Source organism: Collinsella provencensis (genome assembly GCF_900199705.1).
GTDB lineage: Bacteria > Actinomycetota > Coriobacteriia > Coriobacteriales > Coriobacteriaceae > Collinsella > Collinsella provencensis.
Genome location: NZ_LT904908.1, coordinates 257,277 through 278,871 on the forward strand (window position 1 = coordinate 257,277; position 21,595 = coordinate 278,871).

Consider the following 21,595-nt stretch of genomic DNA (forward strand, 5'->3'; position numbering starts at 1 on the left):
GACGGCGGCGTGATGGTTGGCGCCCTTTCGACACCGCGCGCCGCGTCTCGTTTGGCGCACGCGAGCGTCCTTTTCGAGGATGTATCGCGTCTGAAATACGTTTCTGGTGTACGTGAGGAGGCCCTCCGCAGGCTCGGTATCGAGCGGGTGGGGGACCTCCTCTTGCATGCGCCGTTTCGCTATCTCGACTTCACGCACGCGTATTGCATCGAGCATGCGCCGATAGGCGAGGTGTGTACCATCGTGGGCACGGTGGACAAGGTTTCCAATCGTCTCACCTCTAAGCGCGGTATGACGGTGACCGAGGTGTATGTGCTTGATGAAACCGGTGTGCTGAAGGTCGCTTTTTTCAAGCAACCGTGGATCGCGCGAGAATTGGCGCAGGGAGATCGCCTTGCCGTGATCGGTAAAGTCGAGTTCGCCTATGGCTTCAAACAGATGGCTTCGCCCCATTATGAGAAACTCGATGCTTCAAGTGGCGTGGGCACGATACTGCCTGTTCATCGTGTGACCGAAGGCTTGTCCCAGGCTTGGATGCGGCGTTTGGCTTCCGTGGCGCTGGAGACGGTTGGGAGTTTTCCTGATCCCATGCCGGCACCGCTGCGCGCACGTAACGGCCTCATGAGCCTGTCTCGCGCGCTGCGAACCATTCACTTCCCGCGTACCATGGCCGAGGTTCCCTTTGCCCGCCGTCGTCTTGCCTATGATGAGCTCATGTATCTTCAGCTTGCGCTCCGCCTGCGCAACGATTCGAATTTGCTGAACGTAGCGCCGCTTGCGCACACGCCGGGCGCACATGTTGAAGCTCTCTATGGTGCGCTGCCCTTTTCGCTGTCCGACGAGCAACAGCAGGCTGCCGATGAGATTTTGGCGGACATGTCAAACCCCGACCGCGTTATGAACCGCTTGTTGCTCGGTGACGTCGGTACGGGTAAGACCGCAGTTGCTTGCGTTGCACTTGCCGCCGTTGCAGACTCAGGCACGCAGGCGTGTGTGATGGCGCCCACAAGCGTACTGGCGCAACAATATGCGGTGAAGACCGGACCTCTACTTGCGAGCGCTAGGGTTAGCTGGGCATTGCTCACGGGCGCCACGCCCACTTCGGAGCGTGCCGAGATATTCCGCCGTTTGGAAAATGGAGAGCTCACAGTTCTCTTCGGTACGCACGCGGTGCTCGGTGATGATGTGCGCTTCAAGCGCTTGTCCCTCGTGGTGATTGACGAGCAGCATCGGTTTGGCGTGGGGCAGCGAAATGCCCTGCGCTCGAAGGGCCCCGGCGCTGATTTGCTTGTGATGACTGCAACCCCCATTCCGCGCACTTTGGCGCTTTCCGTATATGGAGACTTGGACACGAGCATCATCCGGCATCGCCCTGTTCCCGGCGCCGGTGTTGCGACCGAAGTTTTGGAGAGCGCGAACCGCGATATCGCATACGATGCCCTGCGTGAGGCTATAGGGAATGGCAGGCAGGGTTACGTCATCTGTCCGCTTGTGGCACCGCAAGAGGGTACTGACGAGCTTGAGGATGTCCCCGGGTTGGATATCGATGAAGAGGGCCGTGCCAAGCAGGCGATGACGCTGCATGATGTTGCGACCGAAGTCGATCGCATGCGAGCTTTGCTTCCCGAGGCTCGCATCGAGGCGCTGCACGGCCGGATGAACGCTCGTGAAAAAGACGAGGTTATCGACGCGTTTCGAGCGGGCGATATCGACGTGCTCGTTTCCACGACGGTGGTTGAGGTCGGTGTCGATGTTCCCAATGCCACGCTGATGATCATCGAAAACGGCGAGCGTTTTGGCTTGGCGACCCTGCACCAGCTTCGCGGTCGTGTGGGACGCGGAAAGCTCTCGGGCACCTGCTATGTCATTACCGAGTTGCGCGCCAAGCGCGGTAAGCGTTCCCCTTCAATTGAGCGCTTGGAAGCCCTTGAGCATTCGACGGACGGCTTTGAGCTCGCCGAGATGGACTTGCGCCTGCGCCATGAGGGCGAGATTTTGGGATTGCGCCAACATGGAGGCGTGTCCTTGCAGTTCGTCGACCTTGATGACGATACGGATCTTATCGAAGCGGCGCACCATGATGCCGTGGAGCTTTTGCGCTATGCGCCTAGCCTCAACGCGACTGCCGTATTGCCGTTGCGTCATGAGGTCATTGCGCGTTATGGCGATGTATTCAAGGAGGTAAGTGGAGGATGAGAATCGTTGGAGGGCAGTGGCGCGGGCGTCCCATCGACCCGCCAAAGGGCCGCGATGTGAGTCGCCCCACGACCGATCGAGTGCGTGAAGCCATCGCTTCCGTGCTCGATTCTGCCATCGATAGCGGCATTGAGGGCACGCGTGTACTCGACGCTTTTGCAGGTTCGGGGGCCATGGGCATCGAGTTGCTTTCACGCGAGGCGGCGCATGCCACGTTTTTCGATATCGATCGCTCGGCAGCTGCGCTCGTCAAACACAACCTCGAAAAGGTGACCTGTTCGCCCGCGCGTTTTCACGTCGTGCGCGGCGATGTGCTTCTGGGTGCAAAACGCGGTCGTCTGCCCGGTGCCCCTTTTGACGTGGTGCTTATCGATCCGCCGTATGCTCTCGGTACCGCTCCCGCTGAGCAGCTGCTTGCGTCTCTCCTTGAGCATGACCTGCTTTCTCCACGTGCCGTTGTGATTTTCGAGCGCACCTCGACTACGCCCGCGCTTGAGGTGGCAGGTTTTGAGCATGTCAAGGAAAAACGATACGGTCAGACGTCTATCGATGTGTTGAGGAGGAAATAGCATGTCCGATGCTATTCAACATGTGTTGGTTCCGGGTACTTTCGATCCCATTACCTATGGCCACATGGATGTCGTGCGGCGTGCGCGGCGCATCTGTCCGCATGTGACCGTGGCTGTGGCCGAAAGCTTGGGGAAAAACGGTGTCGGAACCACGTTTTCGCTGGAAGAGCGCGTTGCGTTGGCACGCGAAGCGCTCGATGGCCTTGACGGTGTGGACGTGCTTCCCTTCACGGGCCTTCTCGTTGATTTTGCCCGTGAGGTCGACGCTCAGGGCGTGGTCAAGGGATTGCGCGCGATGACCGACTTTGAATATGAGCTGCAGCAGGCAGACCTCAACTATCGACTCAATCCGCGTTTGGAATCCATGTTCGTCATGAGCGCTCCCGAGTACGGGTATCTGTCGAGCTCGGTGGTGCGCCAGCTCGCTTCGATGGGCGGGGATGTGAGTGATTTTGTCCCCGCATGCGTGACAGAGGCTTTACACGAACGTTTTATGTAGTGTGTGACGTTGTGGAACGTGAGGAAGCTTCGAATCAACGTCTGGCACTTCGCGTGGCGCCTTTGCGCAAAGAGCTTCAAGTAGCGTCATTTTGCATCCGGTACCTGCGCTTCGGTTGTAACAAAGTGTTGTGGTACTATTAGCCACTAGAATGTACCTAATGTGAAAGGAGTCCTCATGCCGGGTGAGAACCTTCCTGGCGAGCGCATCGAAAGCCTCGTCGATGAGCTCGAGGGCATCATCGCGGAGTCCAAATCGCCGTGGGGCAAGGGCGGTCAGCTCAAGGTTATCGAAAGCGACGTCTTCCTCAATATCCTCGATGAGATTCGCATGAGCTATCCCGAGGAGTGGATGAAGTCCCGTCGTATTCTCAAGGAGCGTGACGAACTTCTGGCCAGCGCCGCCGCTCAGGCCGATTCGATTATCGCCGACGCACAGCAGCAAGCGCTTACCATTGCCTCTGAGCAGGAGATCGTCCGTCTTGCACAGTCTCAGGCCGACGAGATCACCGATCGCGCCAATCAGTATGAGCGCGAGACCCGTTATGCCGCTGAGGATTACGCCGAGCAGGTCTTCACGCATCTTGAGGAGAACCTCAAGTCTTTGACGAGCACCGTTGCGCGTTGCCGTCAGCAATTGACCGACACTGCTTCTCAGAACATGAATCAGGGCTGGTAAGTCATGAGCTGTTTTGGCTCCATCCCCGTCGACTTGTCCGAGCGCCTCGAGGACCCCGGCGACTCCATCCAGCTTGCCGGCGCTATCGAAGCATCTGAGTATACGGTGGGCGAGAAGACGTTTTCGTTGCCTGCGAACCCCAAGTACGATGTCGTTCTCACCAATGCCGGCGATGGCATTTTGGTGACGGGCATCGTGCGCGCCTCGGTGGAAGGGGAGTGTGATCGCTGCCTCGAGCCCGCTTCGTTTGAGGTCTCCGGCGAGATCGAGGAGTATTTCCTGTTCGAAGAACCTGAGAATTCCGACGCATACGAAGACGGATTTGAGCTTGTGGGCGAGGATCGCGTCATCGATTTGGGCGATGCCATTTCCGATGCCGTGATTATGGATACGCCGTTTGTGGTGCTCTGCCAGCCTGATTGTCTTGGCCTGTGCCCCACGTGCGGTGCCAACCTCAATGAGGGGGATTGCGGCTGCTCAGCCAAGGCGGAAGATGCCTGGGTCGAGTCTGATGAGAATCCCTTCGCTGCGCTTAAGAACCTTAAATTTGACGAGTAGCTTGCTTTGGGCATAATACGCAGGTCCAAAGCTTCTGTTTCATATGATTTTTCTTGCAAATGTTTTGTGTATGCAGGTGTTTTCTGTTAATATCGTTACTTGCGCGTAATCGCCGCCAGTACAGAGTTCATAAGGAAGGTCATCATGCCAGTACCTAAGCAAAAAAAGGGTCGCGCTAAGACGCACTCTCGTCGTTCGACGAACATGAAGATCAACGCTGCTGCTCAGTCCACCTGCCCTCGTTGCGGTGCTGTGAAGCTTCCGCACCACGTGTGCCCCAATTGCGGTTTCTACAAGGACCGCGAGGTCATCGTCGTCGAGTAGCTCGACTGGCGGTTACGTTGAGTTGTTATGGCCGGCTCGGTGAGTCGGCCATTTCTGTATAGAGGGGTTGCTCATGAGCAAGGTGCGTGTTTGCGTTGATGCAGTTGGCGGCGACGAACCGCCCGAGACGGTTCTGCAAGGCATTGCTGCCGCGTTGGAGGCGGATTCCGAGCTTGAGGTGCTCGTTGCCGGACCTGAGGACGTCGTGGTGCCGTTCTGCGACGCGCACGAGCGTGCCGAGGCCTTGATCGCCCCCGATGTCATCACCATGGAAGACGACCCGATTGCCGCCGTTATGAAAAAGCGCAAGTCGTCCATTGTGCTGGGATGCCGCGCGGTTAAAAAGGGTCAGGCTGCGGGCTTCTTCTCCGCCGGCTCGACGGGAGCAGTTACCGCAGCGGGGACTGCATATGTGACACCTTATAAAGTAGAGGCCGACGGCAAGCGCAGTCCGGTACGTCCGTGCCTCACCAACGCTTTGCCCAATCGCAAGGGTGGTCTGACCGTCTTGTGCGATATGGGTGCCAATCCCGATGTTGAACCGCAGGACGTCGTCCGCTTTGCACAGATGGGTGCTGCCTACGCCACCTGCGTGCTCGGTATCGAGCATCCGCGCGTCGGCTTGCTGGCCAACGGCACCGAGGAACACAAGGGCAACGCTTTTACGCAGGCATGTTATCCGCTCATGCGCGAGCAGGTTCCCGGTTTTGCGGGGAATTGCGAGGGCACGGATGTGACGAGCGGAAATGTCGATGTGGTGGTGTGCGACGGGTTTTCGGGCAACATCGCGCTGAAATCCATCGAAGGCGCTGCCAAGTTCATGATGCAAGAGCTCAAAGCCGGATTCATGAGCTCGCTCAAAACTAAACTCGCCGCCCTTTTGTTTAAAGACACCTTGCATGGGCTCAAAGCTAAGCTTTCGGGCGATGCCAAGGGCGGTGCCGTTTTGCTGGGCTTGCGAGGGGTCGTGGTTATTGGACACGGCGCTACGAGCGTGGAGGCCGTGAAGAACGGTACGCTCGCGGTGGCCGACGCAGCACGACAGGGCCTTGTGGAGCGCGTGGCGGAATCCATGGGTGCGTTCGTGTAGTGATGCTTCGTCTATGAGGCGTCGTGTTGTTGAGCGAGCCTGGATATGCGGCTAAAATGAATGACGTCTGTGAATGGCGGGAGCGTCGTGTTTTCCGTCTTGCTGAAGGGAGCATCCCATGGCTATGAATCGTGACGAGATTTATGCAAAGGTCTGCGATATCGCCTCTGACGTGCTGGGTATCGTAGCCGATGAGCTTACCTATGAAACCACGTTCGACGACCTCGACGCCAATTCGCTCGATCGCCTCCAGCTGGTAACGGCCATGGAGGACGAGTTCGATATCGAGATCGACGACGACAAGCTCATGGAGATCAATTCGGTTTCCGAGGCTATCGACGCGATTGAGGAAACGCTGGAGGGGTAAGGTTTTGTCGATTAGCGAGAAGCTCGCCGCCGCAGAGGAGATCTGCGGATACACCTTTTCCGATAAAAAACTTCTTAGGAGCGCCGTAACGCACCCTTCCGCTGTGGAGGGTGAGCCTGTTTCTGCCTCCTATGAACGCTTGGAGTTTTTGGGTGATTCCATCTTGGGCAGCGTGGTTGCACTTTCGTTGTTTCGCACGTATGGCGATTTCGACGAAGGCAAGCTCACACGTCTCAAGGTGTCCCTCGTTGCCGGCTCCACGCTTTCCGACGTGGGAGAAGAGCTCGGTATCAACAACGTGATCATCCTGGGTGCCTCCGAGCAGGGAACCGGTGCGCGTGGCATGCACTCTGCGCTTGAAAACGTGTACGAGGCGCTGGTTGGCGCGCTGTATCTCGATGGCGGCTGGGATGTTGCCGAGGACTTCATCCTGCGCACCCTCAAGCCCCATCTAGCCTCCGAACGTGCCGAACATCCTTCGAATCCCAAGAGTTACCTGCAGGAATGTGTGCAGTCCGACCGCCTTGACCCCCCTTCGTATAAAGTGGTGGGGGAGTCGGGTCCGGCTCATCAGCCCACGTTCACCGCGGTTGCCATCGTCGATGGCATTCGCCGTGGTCGTGGGACCGGTTCTTCGAAGAAGGAAGCCGAAGCTGCCGCAGCGCTCGATGCACTTGAACGTATGGGGTATACCACCAATGGCGTCATTCTCAAGAAGAAGCTTGGATAGCGAGGGCACGTGTTCTTAAAATCTCTCACCCTCAAAGGGTTCAAATCTTTTGCCGATCGCGCGCACATGACATTCGAGCCCGGTCTTACGGTCATCGTTGGACCCAATGGATCCGGCAAATCGAATATCTCCGATGCTATTCTGTGGGTCCTGGGCGAGCAAAGCGCCAAGCAGCTGCGCGGTCAGGCCATGGAAGATGTGATCTTTTCCGGTTCGTCCGCACGTCAGCCCGTCGGCGTGGCCGAGGTCACGCTCGTGCTGGACAACTCCGACCACATGCTGCCCGTCGACTTCAACGAGGTTGCGATCACGCGGCGCATGTATCGTTCGGGTGAAAGCGAGTATCTCATCAATTCCAGTCCATGCCGTTTGATGGATATCCAGGATATCCTGCACGATTCGGGCTTGGGCAAAGACACCCATTCCATCATCTCCCAGGGTAAGCTCGATTCGATTTTGCAGAGCCGTCCCGAGGAGCGTCGCTCTTTGATTGAGGAGGCCGCGGGCATCTCCAAACACAAGCGCCGCAAGGAGCGCGCGCTGCGCAAGCTGAAAAACATGGACGAGCATCTCACGCGTGCCCGTGATATCAATCGAGAGATCTCGCGTCAGCTTAAGCCCCTCGAGCGCCAGGTCGACCGTGCACGTAAATATCGCGACCTGTCGAGCCGCGCGACTGAGCTCACGCAGATTCTCGCTGTCGATGAGCTGCGTCAGCTGCAAACGCAATGGGCCGACCTTGAGTCATCCTCAAAAGAGAGCTCTGCCGCATTGGAGCTTGCCCGCTATCGACTGAGCGAAAAGGAACGCGAGCTCGAAAAACTGCAGGTGATGCTCGAGGAAAAGGGCCTGTTCGTGGGCGACCTCGGCGAACAGCGTCGTCACATGCAAGACGTCGTTGGCCGCATCGGTTCCGATATGCGCCTGCTCGAGGAAAAGGGCCGCAATATGGTCTCGCGCCTCTCTGAGATGCGCGGGACGCTGTCCGGTTCGGAGCATCAGCGTCGTCGGACGGTTGAAGAACTTTCCGATATCAATCGTCAGCTTGATGGGGAGCGTGCCGCCGCCGAAGTGGCGCGTGGCGATGTCGCAACTTTTGAGCCGGCGGCCGACGAACTGCACAGTCGTCGCGTCGAGTTGGATGAACTCATCTCCACTCTCACGCGTACCCAGCGCGAGGTTCAGCGTACCGCCGATACCGCAGCCCTTGAACTGGTCAAGGTGAAGGAGACGCTTTCGAACGCAGAGCTCGAGGACGGTATGTACGCCAAGCGCCTCGAGCAGATCGACGATGAGACGCAGACGCTCACTGCTTCTTTGGAGAGCCGTCGTACGCGCGCGAAGGAGCTTGAGAGTGAGCTCGAGTCCGCTAGAACTGCACGAGATGAGGCTAAGGCCGCCGTCGAGGTTGCACTTGCAGCCTTGAACGACCTTCGTGAGAAGGAGCAAATCGCACGCGGCAAGCTGTCCGATGTCCGTTCCGAACTTGCAAGTTTGAAGAAGCTCGATGCGAGCATGGCCGATGCCTCCCCGCTCGTTGCACGTGTGGCGCATGAGCGTGCCGAGCGTTTTGCGGGCCGCCTGGGTGATGCGATCGAGGCTCCCGCCGAGCTTGAGGCACTGGTCGAGAATCTGCTTTCCCACGACATTGATGCGCTCGTGTGCAATGACGCCGCAGGGCTTTCCGATGCCGCCCATTTTGCGCTTGAGGCGTCGGATGCGTCCGGCGAGGCGGTGCTCCTCGCGCGTGACATAAAGGCACCCGTATTTGCCGAGGGGGCCGCGGGCAAGCGCTTGGTGGAACTTCTCAATATTCGCGAGGGATATGGACCTGCCGTTGCGGCATTGTTGGGACATATCTACCTTGTTGACGATCTTGCAGCTGCTTTATCTGCCCCCGTCGTTCCGGGCGTGTTGTATGTGACCCTGGATGGTGCGCGCGTCCGCGATGGCGGCGTGGTGCGCGTGGGGCGCGGAAGCGGTGAGATGTCCGGTGCGCTTGAGCGCAAGCGTCGCATTCGCGAGCTCGAGGGTCTCGAGCCCGAGGTATCTGTACTTTTTGAACACGCGGCTGAGCGCGTCATCGAAGCTCAGGCTGCCATTGAAGAGGCGCGATCGATTGAGACTGAGAAGGCCGGTGCGATTTCGCGTCTTGAGGGAGAGCAAAGCTCTCTTCTTTTTGAGATTGGTCGCATGGAGCACTCGCTTTCCGCCATGCTTTCCGAGCATTCCAATTTGACGCGTCGTCGTGAGGCAGCGGCCGAATCGGTGCGCGCCGCCCAGCCAAAGCTCGAAGAGCTCTCGGCAACACGTGATGAGGCCCAGGGGCAGCTTAAAGACCTTGCCGATGAGCTCGACGTCGCGCACGACGACCTTGAGCGTCTACGTCGTGATGATGCCGAGGCGGGTGCCAAACTCGCCGACGCCAAGGTTCGCCTTGCCCAGGCGACCGAGCGCGTGCGCAGCCTTTCCGCACGTGTCCCCGAACTTGAAAAGCGACTTGAGGCCATCGACCGCCGTATTCACGGCACCGAGCAAGCGGCGCGGTCGCTTGAGGGGCTGCGTTTGCGCGTTGACCCTCTGCACGACCGTTATCAGGCGCTTTCCGAGCGCGCCATGGATTGGGCGGCGCGCTTGCGCGACCAGGCATCGCTTGAGGAAGCGGATTCCGCTTCGCTCAAACGCACGATCGAGAACGCTCGCGCCGAGGTGTTGCGTGCCAAGGAGGAGGTTGAGTTCGCCAACGTGGCGGTCAACGAATCCAAGGTTGCTCGCGGCAAGCTGGAAGTGCAGGTCGAAACTGCAGTAAAGGCCATTACGGCTGATGGTAAGACGGTACTTGAAGAGGCTTTGAGGCTTCCCGCGCCTGAGGACCGTGCGGCCGCACAGCGCGAACTGAATGACCTGGTGCGCCAAATCAACAATTTGGGACCCGTGAACCAGGTTGCCATGGAGGAGTACGAGACGCTCAAGAAGCGCGCCGATTACATCGCCTCCCAGCTTGAAGATCTTGAGACCGCTCGTAAGGCGCTCACCAAGATCACCGCTGCAATCGATCGCAAGATGCGTGCGAGCTTCCTGACCACCTTCGAGAAGGTTGACGAGAACTTCCGCGAGGTGTTCTCCATGCTCTTCCCTGGCGGTCAGGCTCATTTGGAGATGACTGACCCCGAGCATCCCGCCGAGACGGGTATCGAGGTTATTGCACAGCCGCGCGGCAAACGCATCACCAAGATGACGCTTATGAGCGGCGGCGAGAAGTCGCTGACCGCGCTCGCGTTGCTGTTCGCCGTGTATCGCACGCGCACCGTGCCGTTCTACGTGCTTGACGAGGTCGAGGCCGCGCTTGACGACTCGAACCTCTCCAAGCTCATCGGTGCCATCGATTACCTGCGTCATTCTACGCAGCTGCTCGTTATTTCCCACCAGCGCCGTACCATGGAAGACGCCGACGTGCTGTACGGTGTCTCCATGCAGGCAGACGGCGTGAGCCGCGTGGTCAGTCAAAAACTCGATCGAAAAACCGGAAAGGTCGTGAATGCATAATGGGTCTGTTTGATTCCCTTAAGCACGGTCTGGAGCGCAGCCGTGAGGCGCTCAACGAGATCTTCTACTTTGGTGGCGAGGTCGATGAGGACTTCTGGGAGGAGCTCGAGGACACGCTTGTCATGGGTGATATGGGTGGCGAAATCGCCATGCGCGTCACCGACGACCTGCGTGAGATGGCTGCACGCAAGAACCTCCGAACCGCCGATCAGCTGCGCGCCGCGCTTGCCGAGCGTCTCGAGGAGTTTTTCGTCGCACCCGAGTCGGACATCTTTGACGATACGCCGAGCTGCGTGCTGTTTGTAGGCATCAACGGAGCGGGTAAGACCACCACGGTGGGCAAGATCGCGAGCGCCGAGGCGACCGCTGGCAAGAACGTGGTGATCGGCAGTGCCGACACCTTCCGCGCCGCCGCCATTGAGCAGCTGGACGTATGGGGCGAGCGTGCAGGCGTGCCCGTTATCAAGCGCGACCGCGGTTCCGACCCCGCAAGCGTTTGCTACGACGTGCTTGACGAGGCGGATAAGTGCAACAGCGACCTAGTGCTCATCGACACCGCGGGTCGTTTGCATTCGAGCCCGGAGCTCATGCGCGAGCTTGCCAAGGTGGTCAAGGTTACGCGTAAGCGCGCGGAGGCCTGCACCGCAGGCCCCATGCCTGTGCACGCGGTGCTCGTTATCGATGCCGCTACCGGCCAAAACGGCCTCAATCAAGCCAAGGAGTTCAATGACGCCTTGGGGCTCGATGGCATTATCATGACCAAGCTCGATGGCACGGCAAAGGGCGGTATCGCTTTGGCTGTTGCCAACCAGCTCAAGTTGCCGATTTATCGTATCGGCGTGGGCGAGCAGGTGGATGACCTGCAGCGTTTTAATGCTCACGATTTCTGCCGAGCTTTGGTTGGCATCGAATAGCATCGGATAAGTACGACCTTTTGGTCTTCGTTTGAGGAGAGAGCATATGGCAGCATTCGGATCGCTTTCCGATCGTTTGACCGACACATTTGACCGCCTGCGTGGCAAGGGCAAGCTCACTGAGGCCGATATCAACGTTGCCATGCGCGAAATCCGCATGGCGTTGCTCGAGGCTGACGTCAACTACCGTGTGGTGAAGGACTTTGTGACGCGTACCAAAGAGCGTTGCCTCACCGCTGACGTCATGGACTCGCTCACCCCTGCGCAAAACGTCGTAAAGATCGTTCTTGATGAGCTGACCGAGCTGCTGGGCGGTACGGAGAGCAAGCTGGTGTTCTCGAGCCGCATCCCCAACGTGATTATGCTTGTCGGTTTGCAGGGCTCCGGTAAGACGACCGCTGCCGCGAAGCTCGCCTACATGCTTAAAAAGCAGGGTCGCAGTCCCTTGCTCGCCGCGTGCGACGTGTATCGTCCCGCCGCTGCCGATCAGCTTGCTACGCTTGGCGGCGAGATCGGCGTGCCAGTCTTCCGCGGCGATGGCAAGAACCCGGTTGAGATCGCCTCTGCTTCTATCCGCGAGGCTGTGGACAAGATGCGCGACGTGGTCATCGTCGACACCGCCGGTCGTCTGCAGATCGATGAGCAGATGATGCAGGAAGCTGTGGACATCAAGCACGCGGTCAAGCCTGATCAGGTCCTTATGGTGGTCGACGCCATGACCGGTCAGGACATCGTCAACGTGGTGTCCACGTTTGCCGAGCGTACCGACTTTGACGGCGTGATCATCTCCAAGCTTGACGGCGATGCCCGTGGCGGCGGCGCGCTGTCCGTTCGCGAGGTTACGGGCAAGCCGATCAAGTTCGTCTCGATGGGCGAGAAGCCCGACTCGCTCGAGGTGTTCAATCCCGAGCGTATGGCCAAGCGCATCCTGGGCATGGGTGACGTCGTCGGCATCATCGAAAAGGCCCAAGAGATCGCTACAGCCGAGCAGATGGAAGCCGCCGAGCGCATGCTTCGCGACGGCTTCACGATGAACGACATGCTCGAGCAGATGCGCGCGCTCAAGAAGATGGGTGGCATGAAGGGCGTCCTCGGCATGCTGCCGGGCGGCCAGAAGGCCCTCAATCAGATGGGTGGCAACCTTGACGAGGCCGTGTTCGATCGCCATGATGCGATCATCCAGTCCATGACCGCCGAGGAGCGCAACCGTCCCTCCATCATCAACGGACAGCGCCGCGCCCGTATCGCACGTGGCTGCGGTTTGACGCCCGCTGACGTCAACGTCCTCATGAAGCAATGGGGCGAGATGAACAAGATGATGGGCAAGATGCGCGCTATGACCCAGCAGCAGGGCGGTAAAAAGGGCAAGAAGGGCAAAAAGGGAAAGAAGATGCGCATGCCCGGTATGGGTGGCATGGACATGAACAAGCTCATGAACCAGATGGGTGGTATGGGCGGCCTTGGTGGCGGTATGACCGACATGGACAAGCTCATGCGTATGAACGATCAGTACAAGCGCAAGTAAAGGGGCGGCATATGAGCAAGGCAGACAAGCTATTTGTATCCATGTGCCAGGACATCTTGGACCATGGAACGACGACTGAAGGACAGAAGGTGCGTCCGCATTGGGAGGACGGCACGCCTGCCTATACCATCAAAAACTTTGGCGTGACGGCTCGTTACGATCTGCGTGAGGAGTTCCCTGCGACTACCTTGCGTCGCACTGCGCTCAAGAGTGCCATGGACGAAATCTTGTGGATTTACCAGAAGAAATCGAACAACATCAACGACCTGCACTCCCACATCTGGGATGAATGGGCGGACGAGACCGGCTCCATCGGTAAGGCGTACGGCTATCAGATTGCGCAGAAGTCGCATTATCCCGAGGGCGACTTCGACCAGATGGACCGCGTGCTGTACGACCTCACGCACACGCCGTATTCGCGTCGTATCATGACGAACATGTACACGTTCTCCGATCTTTCCGAGATGCACCTGTATCCATGCGCTTATTCGGTTACGTATAACGTGACGCAGGATCCGGGTTGCGATAAGCCTACGCTCAATATGGTGCTGATGCAGCGCTCACAGGACATTCTTGCCGCCAATAACTGGAATGTGTGCCAGTACGCCATCCTTCTCATGATGGTTGCCCAGCACTGTGGCATGATCGCCGGTGAACTGCTGCATGTAATTGTGGACGCCCATATCTACGACCGTCATGTGGACATCGTGCGCGAGCTCATCGAGCGCCCCCAGTATCCTGCGCCGAAGGTCTCGCTCAATCCTGAGGTGACCAACTTCTACGATTTCACGACGGACGATTTGATCGTTGAGGACTACCAGCATGGCCCGCAAATCAAGGGCATTCCGATTGCGGTGTAGCTCATGACGTGCGAACTTAAGGCAATCGTTGCGGTGTGTGACGACTGGGGGATTGGTCGCGATGGCGATATGGTGGTCGTCAATCGCACTGATATGCGGCATTTCGTTGCCTGCACAAAAGGGCGTCCTGTCATTATGGGTCGCAAAACGCTCGAGAGCTTTCCGGGCGGAAAGCCGCTGAAAAACCGTCGGAACATTGTACTTTCGCGAGATGCGGCTTACGCTCCTGACGGCGTGGAGGTCGTGCATTCCGTTGAAGAGGCTTTGACTGCTGTTGCGAACGAGGAAGTCGCTTGGGTTATCGGCGGCGGAGCGGTGTACGAGCAGTTTTTGCCGTACTGCGAGGAAGCCGTGGTAACGCATAATTACGTTACGCATGAAGTAGATACGTTCTTTCCCAACTTGGCTTCCGATTCACATTGGAGGGTCGTCGCTCGTTCAGATACAAGTATCATTGAAGAAGGGCAGGGAGATGTGGGCGTTACCTACGAGTTCGTAACGTATCGTCGCATCTGAAATTGCAACCGAAAGGAAATCTCGTGCAGTTCAAAATGGCTCACACCGAAATTCATGTACTCGATCTTGATGCTTCCTTGGCGTTTTATGCCGAGGCGCTTGATTTGCACCCCGTTCGTGAGAAGGGCCCTGAGGATGGATCTTGGAAGCTCGTTTTCCTCGGCAATGAGGCCAGTGAGTGCGAGCTTGAGCTGACCTGGAACAAGGGCCGCGTTGAGCCGTACAACCAGGGCGGTCGTGACATCCATCTGGCGTTTGCCGTTGAGGACATGGACGCTGCACACGAGCTGCACGAGCGCATGGGTTGCATCGTCAAGGAAAATCCTGCTATGGGCATTTATTTCATCGCCGACCCCGACGGCTTCTACCTGGAGATCATTCCGGCGAAGTAGACCCTTTTTCGATTGTCGAATTTGAGGAATGAAGCGCGTGGAGAGCAACGTTCAGCCAAATATCATTCGCATCTCGTCTCTTGAGGACGAGCGCCTTGACGCGTATACGCGTTTGACCGAGCGCGAGCTCAGGTGCGTCCTCGAGCCTGAAAAGGGTATCTTTATCGCTGAGAGCGCCAAGGTGATTGAGCGTGCTGTTCGCGCCGGTCTAGAGCCCGTGAGCTTCTTGATGGGGGAGCGTTGGCTCGACCAGCTCATGCCGCTGCTTGAGCAAGTCGCTTGCGAGCGCCCTGAGGCTGATATTCCCGTGTTCGTTGCAAGCATGGAGCTCATGGAGACGCTCACGGGCTTTTCCGTCACGCGCGGTGCTCTGGCTACCTTCCGTCGTCCGCGTATGGCAGATGCTTCGGCTTTTTTACAGGCACTTGTCGAGCGGGCGGGGGAGCGCCCTGTTCGTGTCTGTGTGCTTGAGGGAATCGTCGACCATACCAACGTTGGTGCCATCTTTCGTTCCGCTGCGGCGCTTAACGTGGATGGCATCCTCGTAAGCCCCACATGCTGTGACCCGTTGTATCGACGCTCCGTGCGAGTTTCGATGGGTACGGTGTTTCAGGTTCCGTGGTGTCGTATCGGTTCCGACGCACATGCATGGCCAAAGGACGGGCTCTCCGTTTTGCACGAGGTCGGTTTTGAATGTGCCGCTATGGCGCTCACCGATGATTCGGTTTCCCTTGATGACCCGTCCTTACAGCGGATTGATCGGCTTGCCATCTTCATGGGCACCGAGGGCGCGGGCCTTAAGGCAACGACGATTTCGGGCTGCGACAAGACCATCCGTATCCCGATGGCGCATGGCGTCGATTCGCTTAATGTTGCCGCCGCGAGTGCTGTTGCGTTTTGGCAATTGTGCCCCCACCTTGATAATGGGTATCACTATCGACCGGGGATGTTCGCCTAAACCCCTGCTGGTTTATTATAAAAATTCATAGCGTATTTCCTGCGGGCTTCTTAAATCATGAGAAGATGTGAACCGTAAGATGCGGTGTTGCGGGCATTCAGGTAAAAGCGTACCGTGCTATAGGGATTTGAACGAGCTTGAGCGAGCGTGATAACGGGGAAGGTCTATGGCGAAGCGCGCGAAAAACGGGTCAATCGATGTTACTGAGGGAGTCATCTGGCAGCAGTTGCTCATCCTGTGCGTCCCCATTTTCTTCAGCTCATTTTTCCAACAGGCATATTCCCTCATCAATACCTTTATCTTGGGTCAATTCGGAGGAAAAAACGCCCTGGGCGGTATTCAGGCAACGATGTCGTTGACCGAACTCGCCGTCGGCTTTTCCGTTGGACTTGGTGCCGGTTGTGCGGTTATCTCGGGCCAGTTCTTCGGTCAGAAAGATGACGAGCATCTTTCCCGCTCGGTTCATACCGCGATGACGATTGCCTTGGTGCTTGGTGCCGTCCTATCGGTTCTCGGTGTGGTCTTCATGCCATCCATCCTCGCATTCATGGGTACCCCTGAAGAGCTCATGTGGGAGTCCGTTGCGTATTCGCGCTGCTACTTCGGAGCCATGGTCTTTGCGCTCGTTCTTAACATGGGAACGGCGCTTCTGCGCTCTGTGGGTGACACGCGTGCGCCCGCACTTATCATCGCCTCAGGTTGCGTGTTCAACGTGATATTCGACCTCATTTTCGTGGCGCATTTTAAGATGGAGGCGCTGGGTTGCGGTATCGCAACGGCTTTGACTATCGCCATCAACGCCACGATGGTGATGGTGCGCATGATGCGTGCGAAGGGCGCATGGCGGCTCGATATCCATAAGCTCGGCATCGACCCCACACTGTGCAAAAGCATGATTTCGTGCGGTCTTCCGCTCGGTATCCAGTCCAGCGTGTATTCCTTCTCTAACATCATCGCGCAGTCCACGGTGAACAGCTTCGGCGCCGACGCGGTGACGGGCTGGGGTCTTTCCGGTCGTTTGGATGCCATCGTGTGGATGGTGACTGAGGCGCTCGGCGTCGCAATCACCACGTTTTCTGCCCAGAATTTTGGTGCGCACAACTACGAGCGTATGCGCAAGGGTTACCACACGTCCCTGGTTATCACCGTCACGCTCGTCGGATGTCTGGCTCTTTTCCTGGTCACGTTTGTGAATCCGCTTGCACGGTTCTTTATCGACGACGATGTCGTTGTGGGGTACACCAGCAAGATGATCCACTTCATCGCGCCGTTCTACCTGTTTTACTCCGTGGTCGACAACACATCGGGCGTCATTCGCGGGTCGGGAGAGAGCTTCCGCCCCATGTTGCTTACCATTGTGGGAACCTGCGTGTTCCGAGTGGTTTGGCTTCTGCTCGTTGTGCCGATGCATCACACCCTCGAAACGATGCTGCTCGTTTATCCCGTGACGTGGATACTCACGGCCGTACTGTTCGTGCTTTATCACCACTTCGGTCATTGGCTCACGCACGCCGAGGAACGTCGCGAAAAGCTGGAGCTCTCCATTTAAGATGGGGCGACGATGTTGGCGGGAGGTTCCCGACAACCTATCCGTTTATTGTCCGCATTGCTGGGTATCCTCAAACCATTACGTATTACTACGGATGGAGAAGATCCATGCAACTGGACGATAACAAACGCAAGCGGAATATGCTGCTCTACGTGCTGATTGCCTTTGTGGTGTATATGGTACTCAACACGTTTTTGTTCCCCAACCTGCAAAACGGTGGGGTGCAAACGCAGGATGTGAACTACACGCAGCTCCTTGACGATCTTGAGAACAAGCGCGTGGAGGACATTAAGTACACGACCGATGACGCTCGGGCGGTCTACACGCTCAAGGGTGAAGAGGGTAAGGTCTATCGCACAACGACCATGCCTACCGATGCCGATCTTACCAATCGCATTCAAGAGGCAGGCGCCACCCTCAAGGTGACGGTTCCCGATCGCGATTCGGGCATGTGGACCTACCTGTTTGTAACGATCGTTTTGCCTGTTCTTGTATTCTTCCTGTTTGGACGTTGGCTCAATCGCCGCATGAAGAAGGCCATGGGCGATGACAACCCTTCGATGGATTTCTCGAGTGGCGGCTTCGGCGGCTTCGGAGGTGGCGGGCTCGGTAAGTCCGGTGCCCGCATCGTCGCTTCCAAGGATGTCGGTGTGACGTTTAAGGATGTTGCCGGTCAGGAAGAGGCCAAGGAATCTCTCAAGGAGGTCGTTGACTTTCTTGAGAAGCCGCAGCGTTACGAGGCAATTGGTGCCAAGCTGCCGCGTGGTGCCCTGCTCGTAGGTCCTCCGGGTACCGGTAAAACTCTGCTCGCCAAGGCAGTTGCCGGCGAGGCGGGCGTGCCGTTCTTCAGCATTTCCGGTTCTGAGTTCGTTGAGATGTTCGTGGGCCGTGGTGCTGCGAAGGTGCGTGACCTGTTTAAGCAGGCAAAGGAAAAGGCTCCCTGTATCGTCTTTATCGACGAGATCGATACCATCGGCAAAAAGCGCGACGGCTCCGGTTTCTCCGGTAACGATGAGCGTGAGCAGACCCTGAACCAGTTGCTTACCGAGATGGACGGTTTTGACAACCAGAAGGGCATCGTGGTGCTTGCTGCCACGAACCGTCCCGACACGCTCGATCCGGCTCTGCTGCGTCCCGGTCGCTTTGACCGCCGCGTCCCCGTTGAGCTTCCCGATCTGGCAGGTCGTAAGGCCATTCTCGAACTTCATTCCAAAGATGTGAAGACGGAGCCCGGCATCGACCTTTCCGCTATCGCGCGTGCAACGCCTGGTGCCTCTGGCGCCGATTTGGCGAACATCATCAACGAGGGCGCTTTGCGTGCCGTCCGTTTGGGTCGCACGCGTGCCACGCAGGAGGACTTCGAAGAGAGCGTTGAGGTCATCATCGCTGGCCAGCAGCGTAAATCTACTGTGCTTTCCGACCATGAGAAGCAGGTTGTCGCGTACCACGAGATTGGCCACGCCATCGTTGCGGCGCGTCAGAAGGGGAGTGCCCCGGTTACCAAGATCACCATCGTGCCTCGTACGAACGGTGCTCTGGGCTATACCATGCAGGTCGAAGAGGACGAACACTTCCTCACCACTAAGCAAGAGGTGCTCGACAAGCTCGCCGTGTACTGCGGTGGACGTGCTGCCGAGGAGCTTATCTTCGGTGAGATGACTACGGGAGCCGCTAACGATATCGAACAGGCGACTAAGCTCGCTCGAAACATGGTGACGCGCTTCGGTATGTCCGACGAGTTCGGCATGATGGCCCTCGGTACGGTTCAGAACGCCTATCTCAACCAGGACACGTCTTTGACGTGCGCTCCTGGTACGGCTGAGCGCGTCGATGCGGTTGTGAAGCAGCTTATCGCCGAGGCTCATGAGCGTGCACTTCAGGCGCTCAAGGAGAACAAGTTCAAGCTCCATGAGCTCGCTCATTACCTGTACAAGAAGGAGACCATCACGGGCGAGGAGTTCATGAACCTGCTCACTCGTGAGAACCCGCTCATGCCGAAGACGAATGGTTAACAGTAGACTGCATAGTTTATTCAAATGAAAGGGGGTGCCCATGGCATTTCAAAATGATGATGTGCGTTTTGCGGTCTTGATCGATGCGGATAACGCAAGCGAGAAGTACATCAAGATCGTGCTTGATGAGGTCGCAAATGTCGGCGTGGCAACGTATAAGCGCATTTACGGTGACTGGACGAGCACAAGGCTCAACAGTTGGAAGTCCTGCCTGCTCGATAACTCGATCACGCCCATGCAGCAGTACGGCTATACCGTCGGCAAAAATGCGACTGACTCGGCCATGATCATTGATGCCATGGACATCCTCTATTCGGGTACGGTCGATGGTTTTGCCATTGTTAGTTCCGATTCGGACTTCACCCGTTTGGCCGCGCGCTTGCGTGAGAGCGGCATGCAGGTCATCGGTATGGGGGAGCAAAAGACCCCCAAGCCGTTTATCTCGGCATGCAATCAATTCAAGTACCTTGACCTGCTCTATGCACAGCAACAAAACAACGAAACTGAGGTGGTTGAGGATACCGAGGATGCCGTGTTAGCTTCCACGCGACCTGAAAAGCAGCATCGTTCGCGCCGCAAGCCTGGTGATACGAGCACCATGAAAACGCTCAGCACGGCTCCTGTTCTTTCGGCAATTGATGCGATTCTCGACATCCACGGTGACGACGACGGTTGGATCGACCTGGCATGGTTGGGCAACCTGCTCGTTAAGCGCCTGCCTGATTTCGATGTTCGCAATTACGGCTTCAACCGCCTGTTCCCGTTCCTGAAATCGCTCGATGCGTATGAGTTCAACGAGCCTGATGGTCAGTCGGGAGCGCGTGCAATTTACCTGCGGATGAAGTAGGTCTGGCAATATCACGTATAATCTGCCTTTCCATGTGTAACAACGTGGAGAGCTTGAGATTTTCCTTGGTGAATGCACCTGTCTTGTGTATACTTGTCGACGTTTGTTCAACCTATGTGTCGGCGTACGCGTGCGGCACCTCTAGAAGAGTAAGGAAGCAAAGATGGATTACATCCGCGCAATCGAGCGTCAGCAGATCCGTGAGGATATGCCCCGCATCCTCGTTGGTGACAACGTCAAGGTTCACTACCGCATTAAGGAAGGCGACCGCGAGCGCATCCAGGTGTTCCAGGGCGACGTCATTCGTCTCCAGGGTGCTGGTTCCCGTGAGACCTTCACCGTCCGCAAGATTTCCTACGGTATCGGTGTTGAGCGTACCTTCCCGGTTCATTCCCCGAAGATCGCCAAGCTCGAGGTTGTACGTCACGGTAAAGTCCGTCGCGCCAAGCTTTACTACCTGCGTGATCGCTCTGGTAAGGCCGCTCGTATTCCCGAGAAGCGCTAAGACGCACGCACCGGTTTCATCCGTGCTGTTTGCGGGTCGCCCTTTGGGTGGCCCGCTTTTTTGTGCCACAATGCTGTCGAATGGATGCGAGGTATAACGATGGCAAATATGACAATCTCTGCTTCGGCGACTGTTGTGGCTGCTGAACTGGCAAGCGCTCCCTTTGAGGAAATTAAGACGCTGGTTGATCGCTACGCCGAGGACCCGCGTATTCAGGTTCAAAAGGCCTGTTCACGTGCCATGAATCGCTATGAAAATGAGCTTGCCGAGCGCAATCGAGTCGATGACATGTATGCCACCATGCTTGAATTGGGTGGCGAGGGCGTAGTTGTCGGTGTTGATGAAGTGGGGCGCGGTTCCGTTGCGGGCCCGTTGACCGTATGTGCCGTTTGTCTACCCGCAGAGCCGCACATCTGGGGCTTGAATGATTCCAAAAAGCTGATCCCTGCACGCCGTGAAATGCTCGCTGTCCGAATTGCCGAGGTCGCTCGTGCAATTGGCCTTTGCCATATTCCGCCTGAACGAATCGATGAGATCGGGATGGCCCGTGCGCTACGCGAGGCGGTTGCCGGGGCTGTGGCAGACACGGGTTTAACGCCCGATTGCGTGCTTATGGATGGCAACCCGCTCGGAGCCGTTCCCAATGAACGGGATGTCGTCAAGGGCGATGCCAAGGTTGCGTGCATTGCCGCCGCATCTATCGTGGCCAAAGTGACGCGTGACGAGATGCTCGTTGAGCTTGATGGCGAATACCCCGGTTACCATCTTGCCCAATCAAAGGGATATGCCTCTCCCGAACACATCCAAGCGATCAAGGAACATGGGCTTACACCTATACACCGCGTGAGCTTCTGCGGAAACTTTCTGGAGACTGCTCGCTTGTTTTGATGCTCCTGTGTTGAGTTGCACCGCACAATCAAATTGCCTGTCGTCCTGAGCTTTCGTTTTAGTTGAAGTCTG

The 21,595-nt window shown here is 57.3% G+C and carries 21 protein-coding genes; all 21 read left to right on the forward strand.

The window, feature by feature from the left end:
* Positions 1-12: 12 nt before the first annotated feature.
* The 21 genes from C1711_RS01065 (at position 13) to C1711_RS01165 (ending at position 21,523) form a co-directional block, all read left to right on the forward strand.
* Complete coding sequence (locus C1711_RS01065) at positions 13-2,196, forward strand: ATP-dependent DNA helicase RecG (protein WP_102337403.1); 2,184 nt, start codon at positions 13-15, stop codon at positions 2,194-2,196.
* Positions 2,193-2,765: a 16S rRNA (guanine(966)-N(2))-methyltransferase RsmD gene (rsmD, locus tag C1711_RS01070; RefSeq protein ID WP_102337404.1), complete on the forward strand. Its 573-nt coding sequence runs from the start codon at positions 2,193-2,195 to the stop codon at positions 2,763-2,765. The genes C1711_RS01065 and rsmD overlap by 4 nt, the downstream gene beginning before the upstream one ends.
* A gap of 1 nt (position 2,766) precedes the next feature.
* On the forward strand, positions 2,767-3,264 hold the full coding sequence (gene coaD, locus C1711_RS01075; RefSeq protein WP_102337405.1) for a pantetheine-phosphate adenylyltransferase: 498 nt from the start codon (positions 2,767-2,769) through the stop codon (positions 3,262-3,264).
* A 177-nt stretch (positions 3,265-3,441) separates the two neighbouring features.
* Positions 3,442-3,942, forward strand: a complete 501-nt coding sequence (locus C1711_RS01080) for an ATP synthase subunit B family protein (protein WP_102337406.1) — start codon at positions 3,442-3,444, stop codon at positions 3,940-3,942.
* A gap of 3 nt (positions 3,943-3,945) precedes the next feature.
* Complete coding sequence (locus C1711_RS01085) at positions 3,946-4,500, forward strand: YceD family protein (RefSeq protein ID WP_102337407.1); 555 nt, start codon at positions 3,946-3,948, stop codon at positions 4,498-4,500.
* A 144-nt stretch (positions 4,501-4,644) separates the two neighbouring features.
* Complete coding sequence (gene rpmF / locus C1711_RS01090; protein WP_102337408.1) at positions 4,645-4,824, forward strand: 50S ribosomal protein L32; 180 nt, start codon at positions 4,645-4,647, stop codon at positions 4,822-4,824.
* 73 nt (positions 4,825-4,897) lie between these two features.
* Positions 4,898-5,914 (forward strand): phosphate acyltransferase PlsX, encoded by a 1,017-nt coding sequence (gene plsX / locus C1711_RS01095; protein ID WP_102337409.1) that lies wholly within the window; start codon positions 4,898-4,900, stop codon positions 5,912-5,914.
* 118 nt (positions 5,915-6,032) lie between these two features.
* Positions 6,033-6,281 carry an acyl carrier protein gene (locus C1711_RS01100; protein WP_407641517.1) on the forward strand — a complete coding sequence of 83 codons (249 nt, stop codon included), beginning with the start codon at positions 6,033-6,035 and terminating at the stop codon, positions 6,279-6,281.
* Between the two features lie 4 nt (positions 6,282-6,285).
* Positions 6,286-7,011, forward strand: coding sequence for a ribonuclease III (rnc, locus tag C1711_RS01105; RefSeq protein ID WP_102337410.1), 726 nt, complete (start codon positions 6,286-6,288; stop codon positions 7,009-7,011).
* Positions 7,012-7,020: 9 nt separating this feature from the next.
* Positions 7,021-10,557, forward strand: a complete 3,537-nt coding sequence (gene smc, locus C1711_RS01110) for a chromosome segregation protein SMC (RefSeq protein WP_102337411.1) — start codon at positions 7,021-7,023, stop codon at positions 10,555-10,557.
* On the forward strand, positions 10,557-11,471 hold the full coding sequence (gene ftsY / locus C1711_RS01115) for a signal recognition particle-docking protein FtsY (protein ID WP_102337412.1): 915 nt from the start codon (positions 10,557-10,559) through the stop codon (positions 11,469-11,471). The genes smc and ftsY overlap by 1 nt, the downstream gene beginning before the upstream one ends.
* Before the next feature lie 46 nt (positions 11,472-11,517).
* The gene (gene ffh / locus C1711_RS01120) at positions 11,518-12,996 is read left to right on the forward strand and encodes a signal recognition particle protein (RefSeq protein ID WP_102337413.1); all 1,479 of its coding nucleotides are present in this window, start codon (positions 11,518-11,520) and stop codon (positions 12,994-12,996) included.
* An 11-nt stretch (positions 12,997-13,007) separates the two neighbouring features.
* On the forward strand, positions 13,008-13,856 hold the full coding sequence (gene thyA / locus C1711_RS01125) for a thymidylate synthase (protein WP_102337414.1): 849 nt from the start codon (positions 13,008-13,010) through the stop codon (positions 13,854-13,856).
* A 3-nt stretch (positions 13,857-13,859) separates the two neighbouring features.
* A complete protein-coding gene (locus tag C1711_RS01130) occupies positions 13,860-14,372 on the forward strand; it encodes a dihydrofolate reductase (protein ID WP_102337415.1) in 513 nt (170 codons plus the stop codon).
* Between the two features lie 23 nt (positions 14,373-14,395).
* Positions 14,396-14,764, forward strand: coding sequence for a VOC family protein (locus C1711_RS01135; RefSeq protein ID WP_102337416.1), 369 nt, complete (start codon positions 14,396-14,398; stop codon positions 14,762-14,764).
* Between the two features lie 37 nt (positions 14,765-14,801).
* Entirely contained in the window at positions 14,802-15,722 is a 921-nt protein-coding gene (locus C1711_RS01140; protein WP_234346146.1) for a TrmH family RNA methyltransferase, read from the forward strand.
* A gap of 166 nt (positions 15,723-15,888) precedes the next feature.
* Positions 15,889-17,271: an MATE family efflux transporter gene (locus tag C1711_RS01145; protein WP_102337418.1), complete on the forward strand. Its 1,383-nt coding sequence runs from the start codon at positions 15,889-15,891 to the stop codon at positions 17,269-17,271.
* 107 nt (positions 17,272-17,378) lie between these two features.
* Complete coding sequence (gene ftsH / locus C1711_RS01150) at positions 17,379-19,283, forward strand: ATP-dependent zinc metalloprotease FtsH (RefSeq protein WP_199824820.1); 1,905 nt, start codon at positions 17,379-17,381, stop codon at positions 19,281-19,283.
* A 40-nt stretch (positions 19,284-19,323) separates the two neighbouring features.
* A complete protein-coding gene (locus tag C1711_RS01155) occupies positions 19,324-20,130 on the forward strand; it encodes an NYN domain-containing protein (protein WP_102337419.1) in 807 nt (268 codons plus the stop codon).
* A gap of 163 nt (positions 20,131-20,293) precedes the next feature.
* Complete coding sequence (rplS, locus tag C1711_RS01160; protein ID WP_102337420.1) at positions 20,294-20,635, forward strand: 50S ribosomal protein L19; 342 nt, start codon at positions 20,294-20,296, stop codon at positions 20,633-20,635.
* A 99-nt stretch (positions 20,636-20,734) separates the two neighbouring features.
* Positions 20,735-21,523, forward strand: coding sequence for a ribonuclease HII (locus tag C1711_RS01165; RefSeq protein WP_102337421.1), 789 nt, complete (start codon positions 20,735-20,737; stop codon positions 21,521-21,523).
* Positions 21,524-21,595: the final 72 nt, after the last annotated feature.

Excerpts from the sequence above, each read along its gene's own strand:
- C1711_RS01065 (WP_102337403.1), top strand. The coding sequence starts at position 13 with ATGGTTGGCGCCCTTTCGACACCGCGCGCCGCGTCTCGTTTGGCGCAC.
- rsmD (WP_102337404.1), top strand. The coding sequence starts at position 2,193 with ATGAGAATCGTTGGAGGGCAGTGGCGCGGGCGTCCCATCGACCCGCCA.
- coaD (WP_102337405.1), top strand. The coding sequence starts at position 2,767 with ATGTCCGATGCTATTCAACATGTGTTGGTTCCGGGTACTTTCGATCCC.
- C1711_RS01080 (WP_102337406.1), top strand. The coding sequence starts at position 3,442 with ATGCCGGGTGAGAACCTTCCTGGCGAGCGCATCGAAAGCCTCGTCGAT.
- C1711_RS01085 (WP_102337407.1), top strand. The coding sequence starts at position 3,946 with ATGAGCTGTTTTGGCTCCATCCCCGTCGACTTGTCCGAGCGCCTCGAG.
- rpmF (WP_102337408.1), top strand. The coding sequence starts at position 4,645 with ATGCCAGTACCTAAGCAAAAAAAGGGTCGCGCTAAGACGCACTCTCGT.
- plsX (WP_102337409.1), top strand. The coding sequence starts at position 4,898 with ATGAGCAAGGTGCGTGTTTGCGTTGATGCAGTTGGCGGCGACGAACCG.
- C1711_RS01100 (WP_407641517.1), top strand. The coding sequence starts at position 6,033 with ATGGCTATGAATCGTGACGAGATTTATGCAAAGGTCTGCGATATCGCC.
- ftsY (WP_102337412.1), top strand. The coding sequence starts at position 10,557 with ATGGGTCTGTTTGATTCCCTTAAGCACGGTCTGGAGCGCAGCCGTGAG.
- ffh (WP_102337413.1), top strand. The coding sequence starts at position 11,518 with ATGGCAGCATTCGGATCGCTTTCCGATCGTTTGACCGACACATTTGAC.
- thyA (WP_102337414.1), top strand. The coding sequence starts at position 13,008 with ATGAGCAAGGCAGACAAGCTATTTGTATCCATGTGCCAGGACATCTTG.
- C1711_RS01130 (WP_102337415.1), top strand. The coding sequence starts at position 13,860 with ATGACGTGCGAACTTAAGGCAATCGTTGCGGTGTGTGACGACTGGGGG.
- C1711_RS01145 (WP_102337418.1), top strand. The coding sequence starts at position 15,889 with ATGGCGAAGCGCGCGAAAAACGGGTCAATCGATGTTACTGAGGGAGTC.
- ftsH (WP_199824820.1), top strand. The coding sequence starts at position 17,379 with ATGCAACTGGACGATAACAAACGCAAGCGGAATATGCTGCTCTACGTG.
- C1711_RS01155 (WP_102337419.1), top strand. The coding sequence starts at position 19,324 with ATGGCATTTCAAAATGATGATGTGCGTTTTGCGGTCTTGATCGATGCG.
- rplS (WP_102337420.1), top strand. The coding sequence starts at position 20,294 with ATGGATTACATCCGCGCAATCGAGCGTCAGCAGATCCGTGAGGATATG.
- C1711_RS01165 (WP_102337421.1), top strand. The coding sequence starts at position 20,735 with ATGGCAAATATGACAATCTCTGCTTCGGCGACTGTTGTGGCTGCTGAA.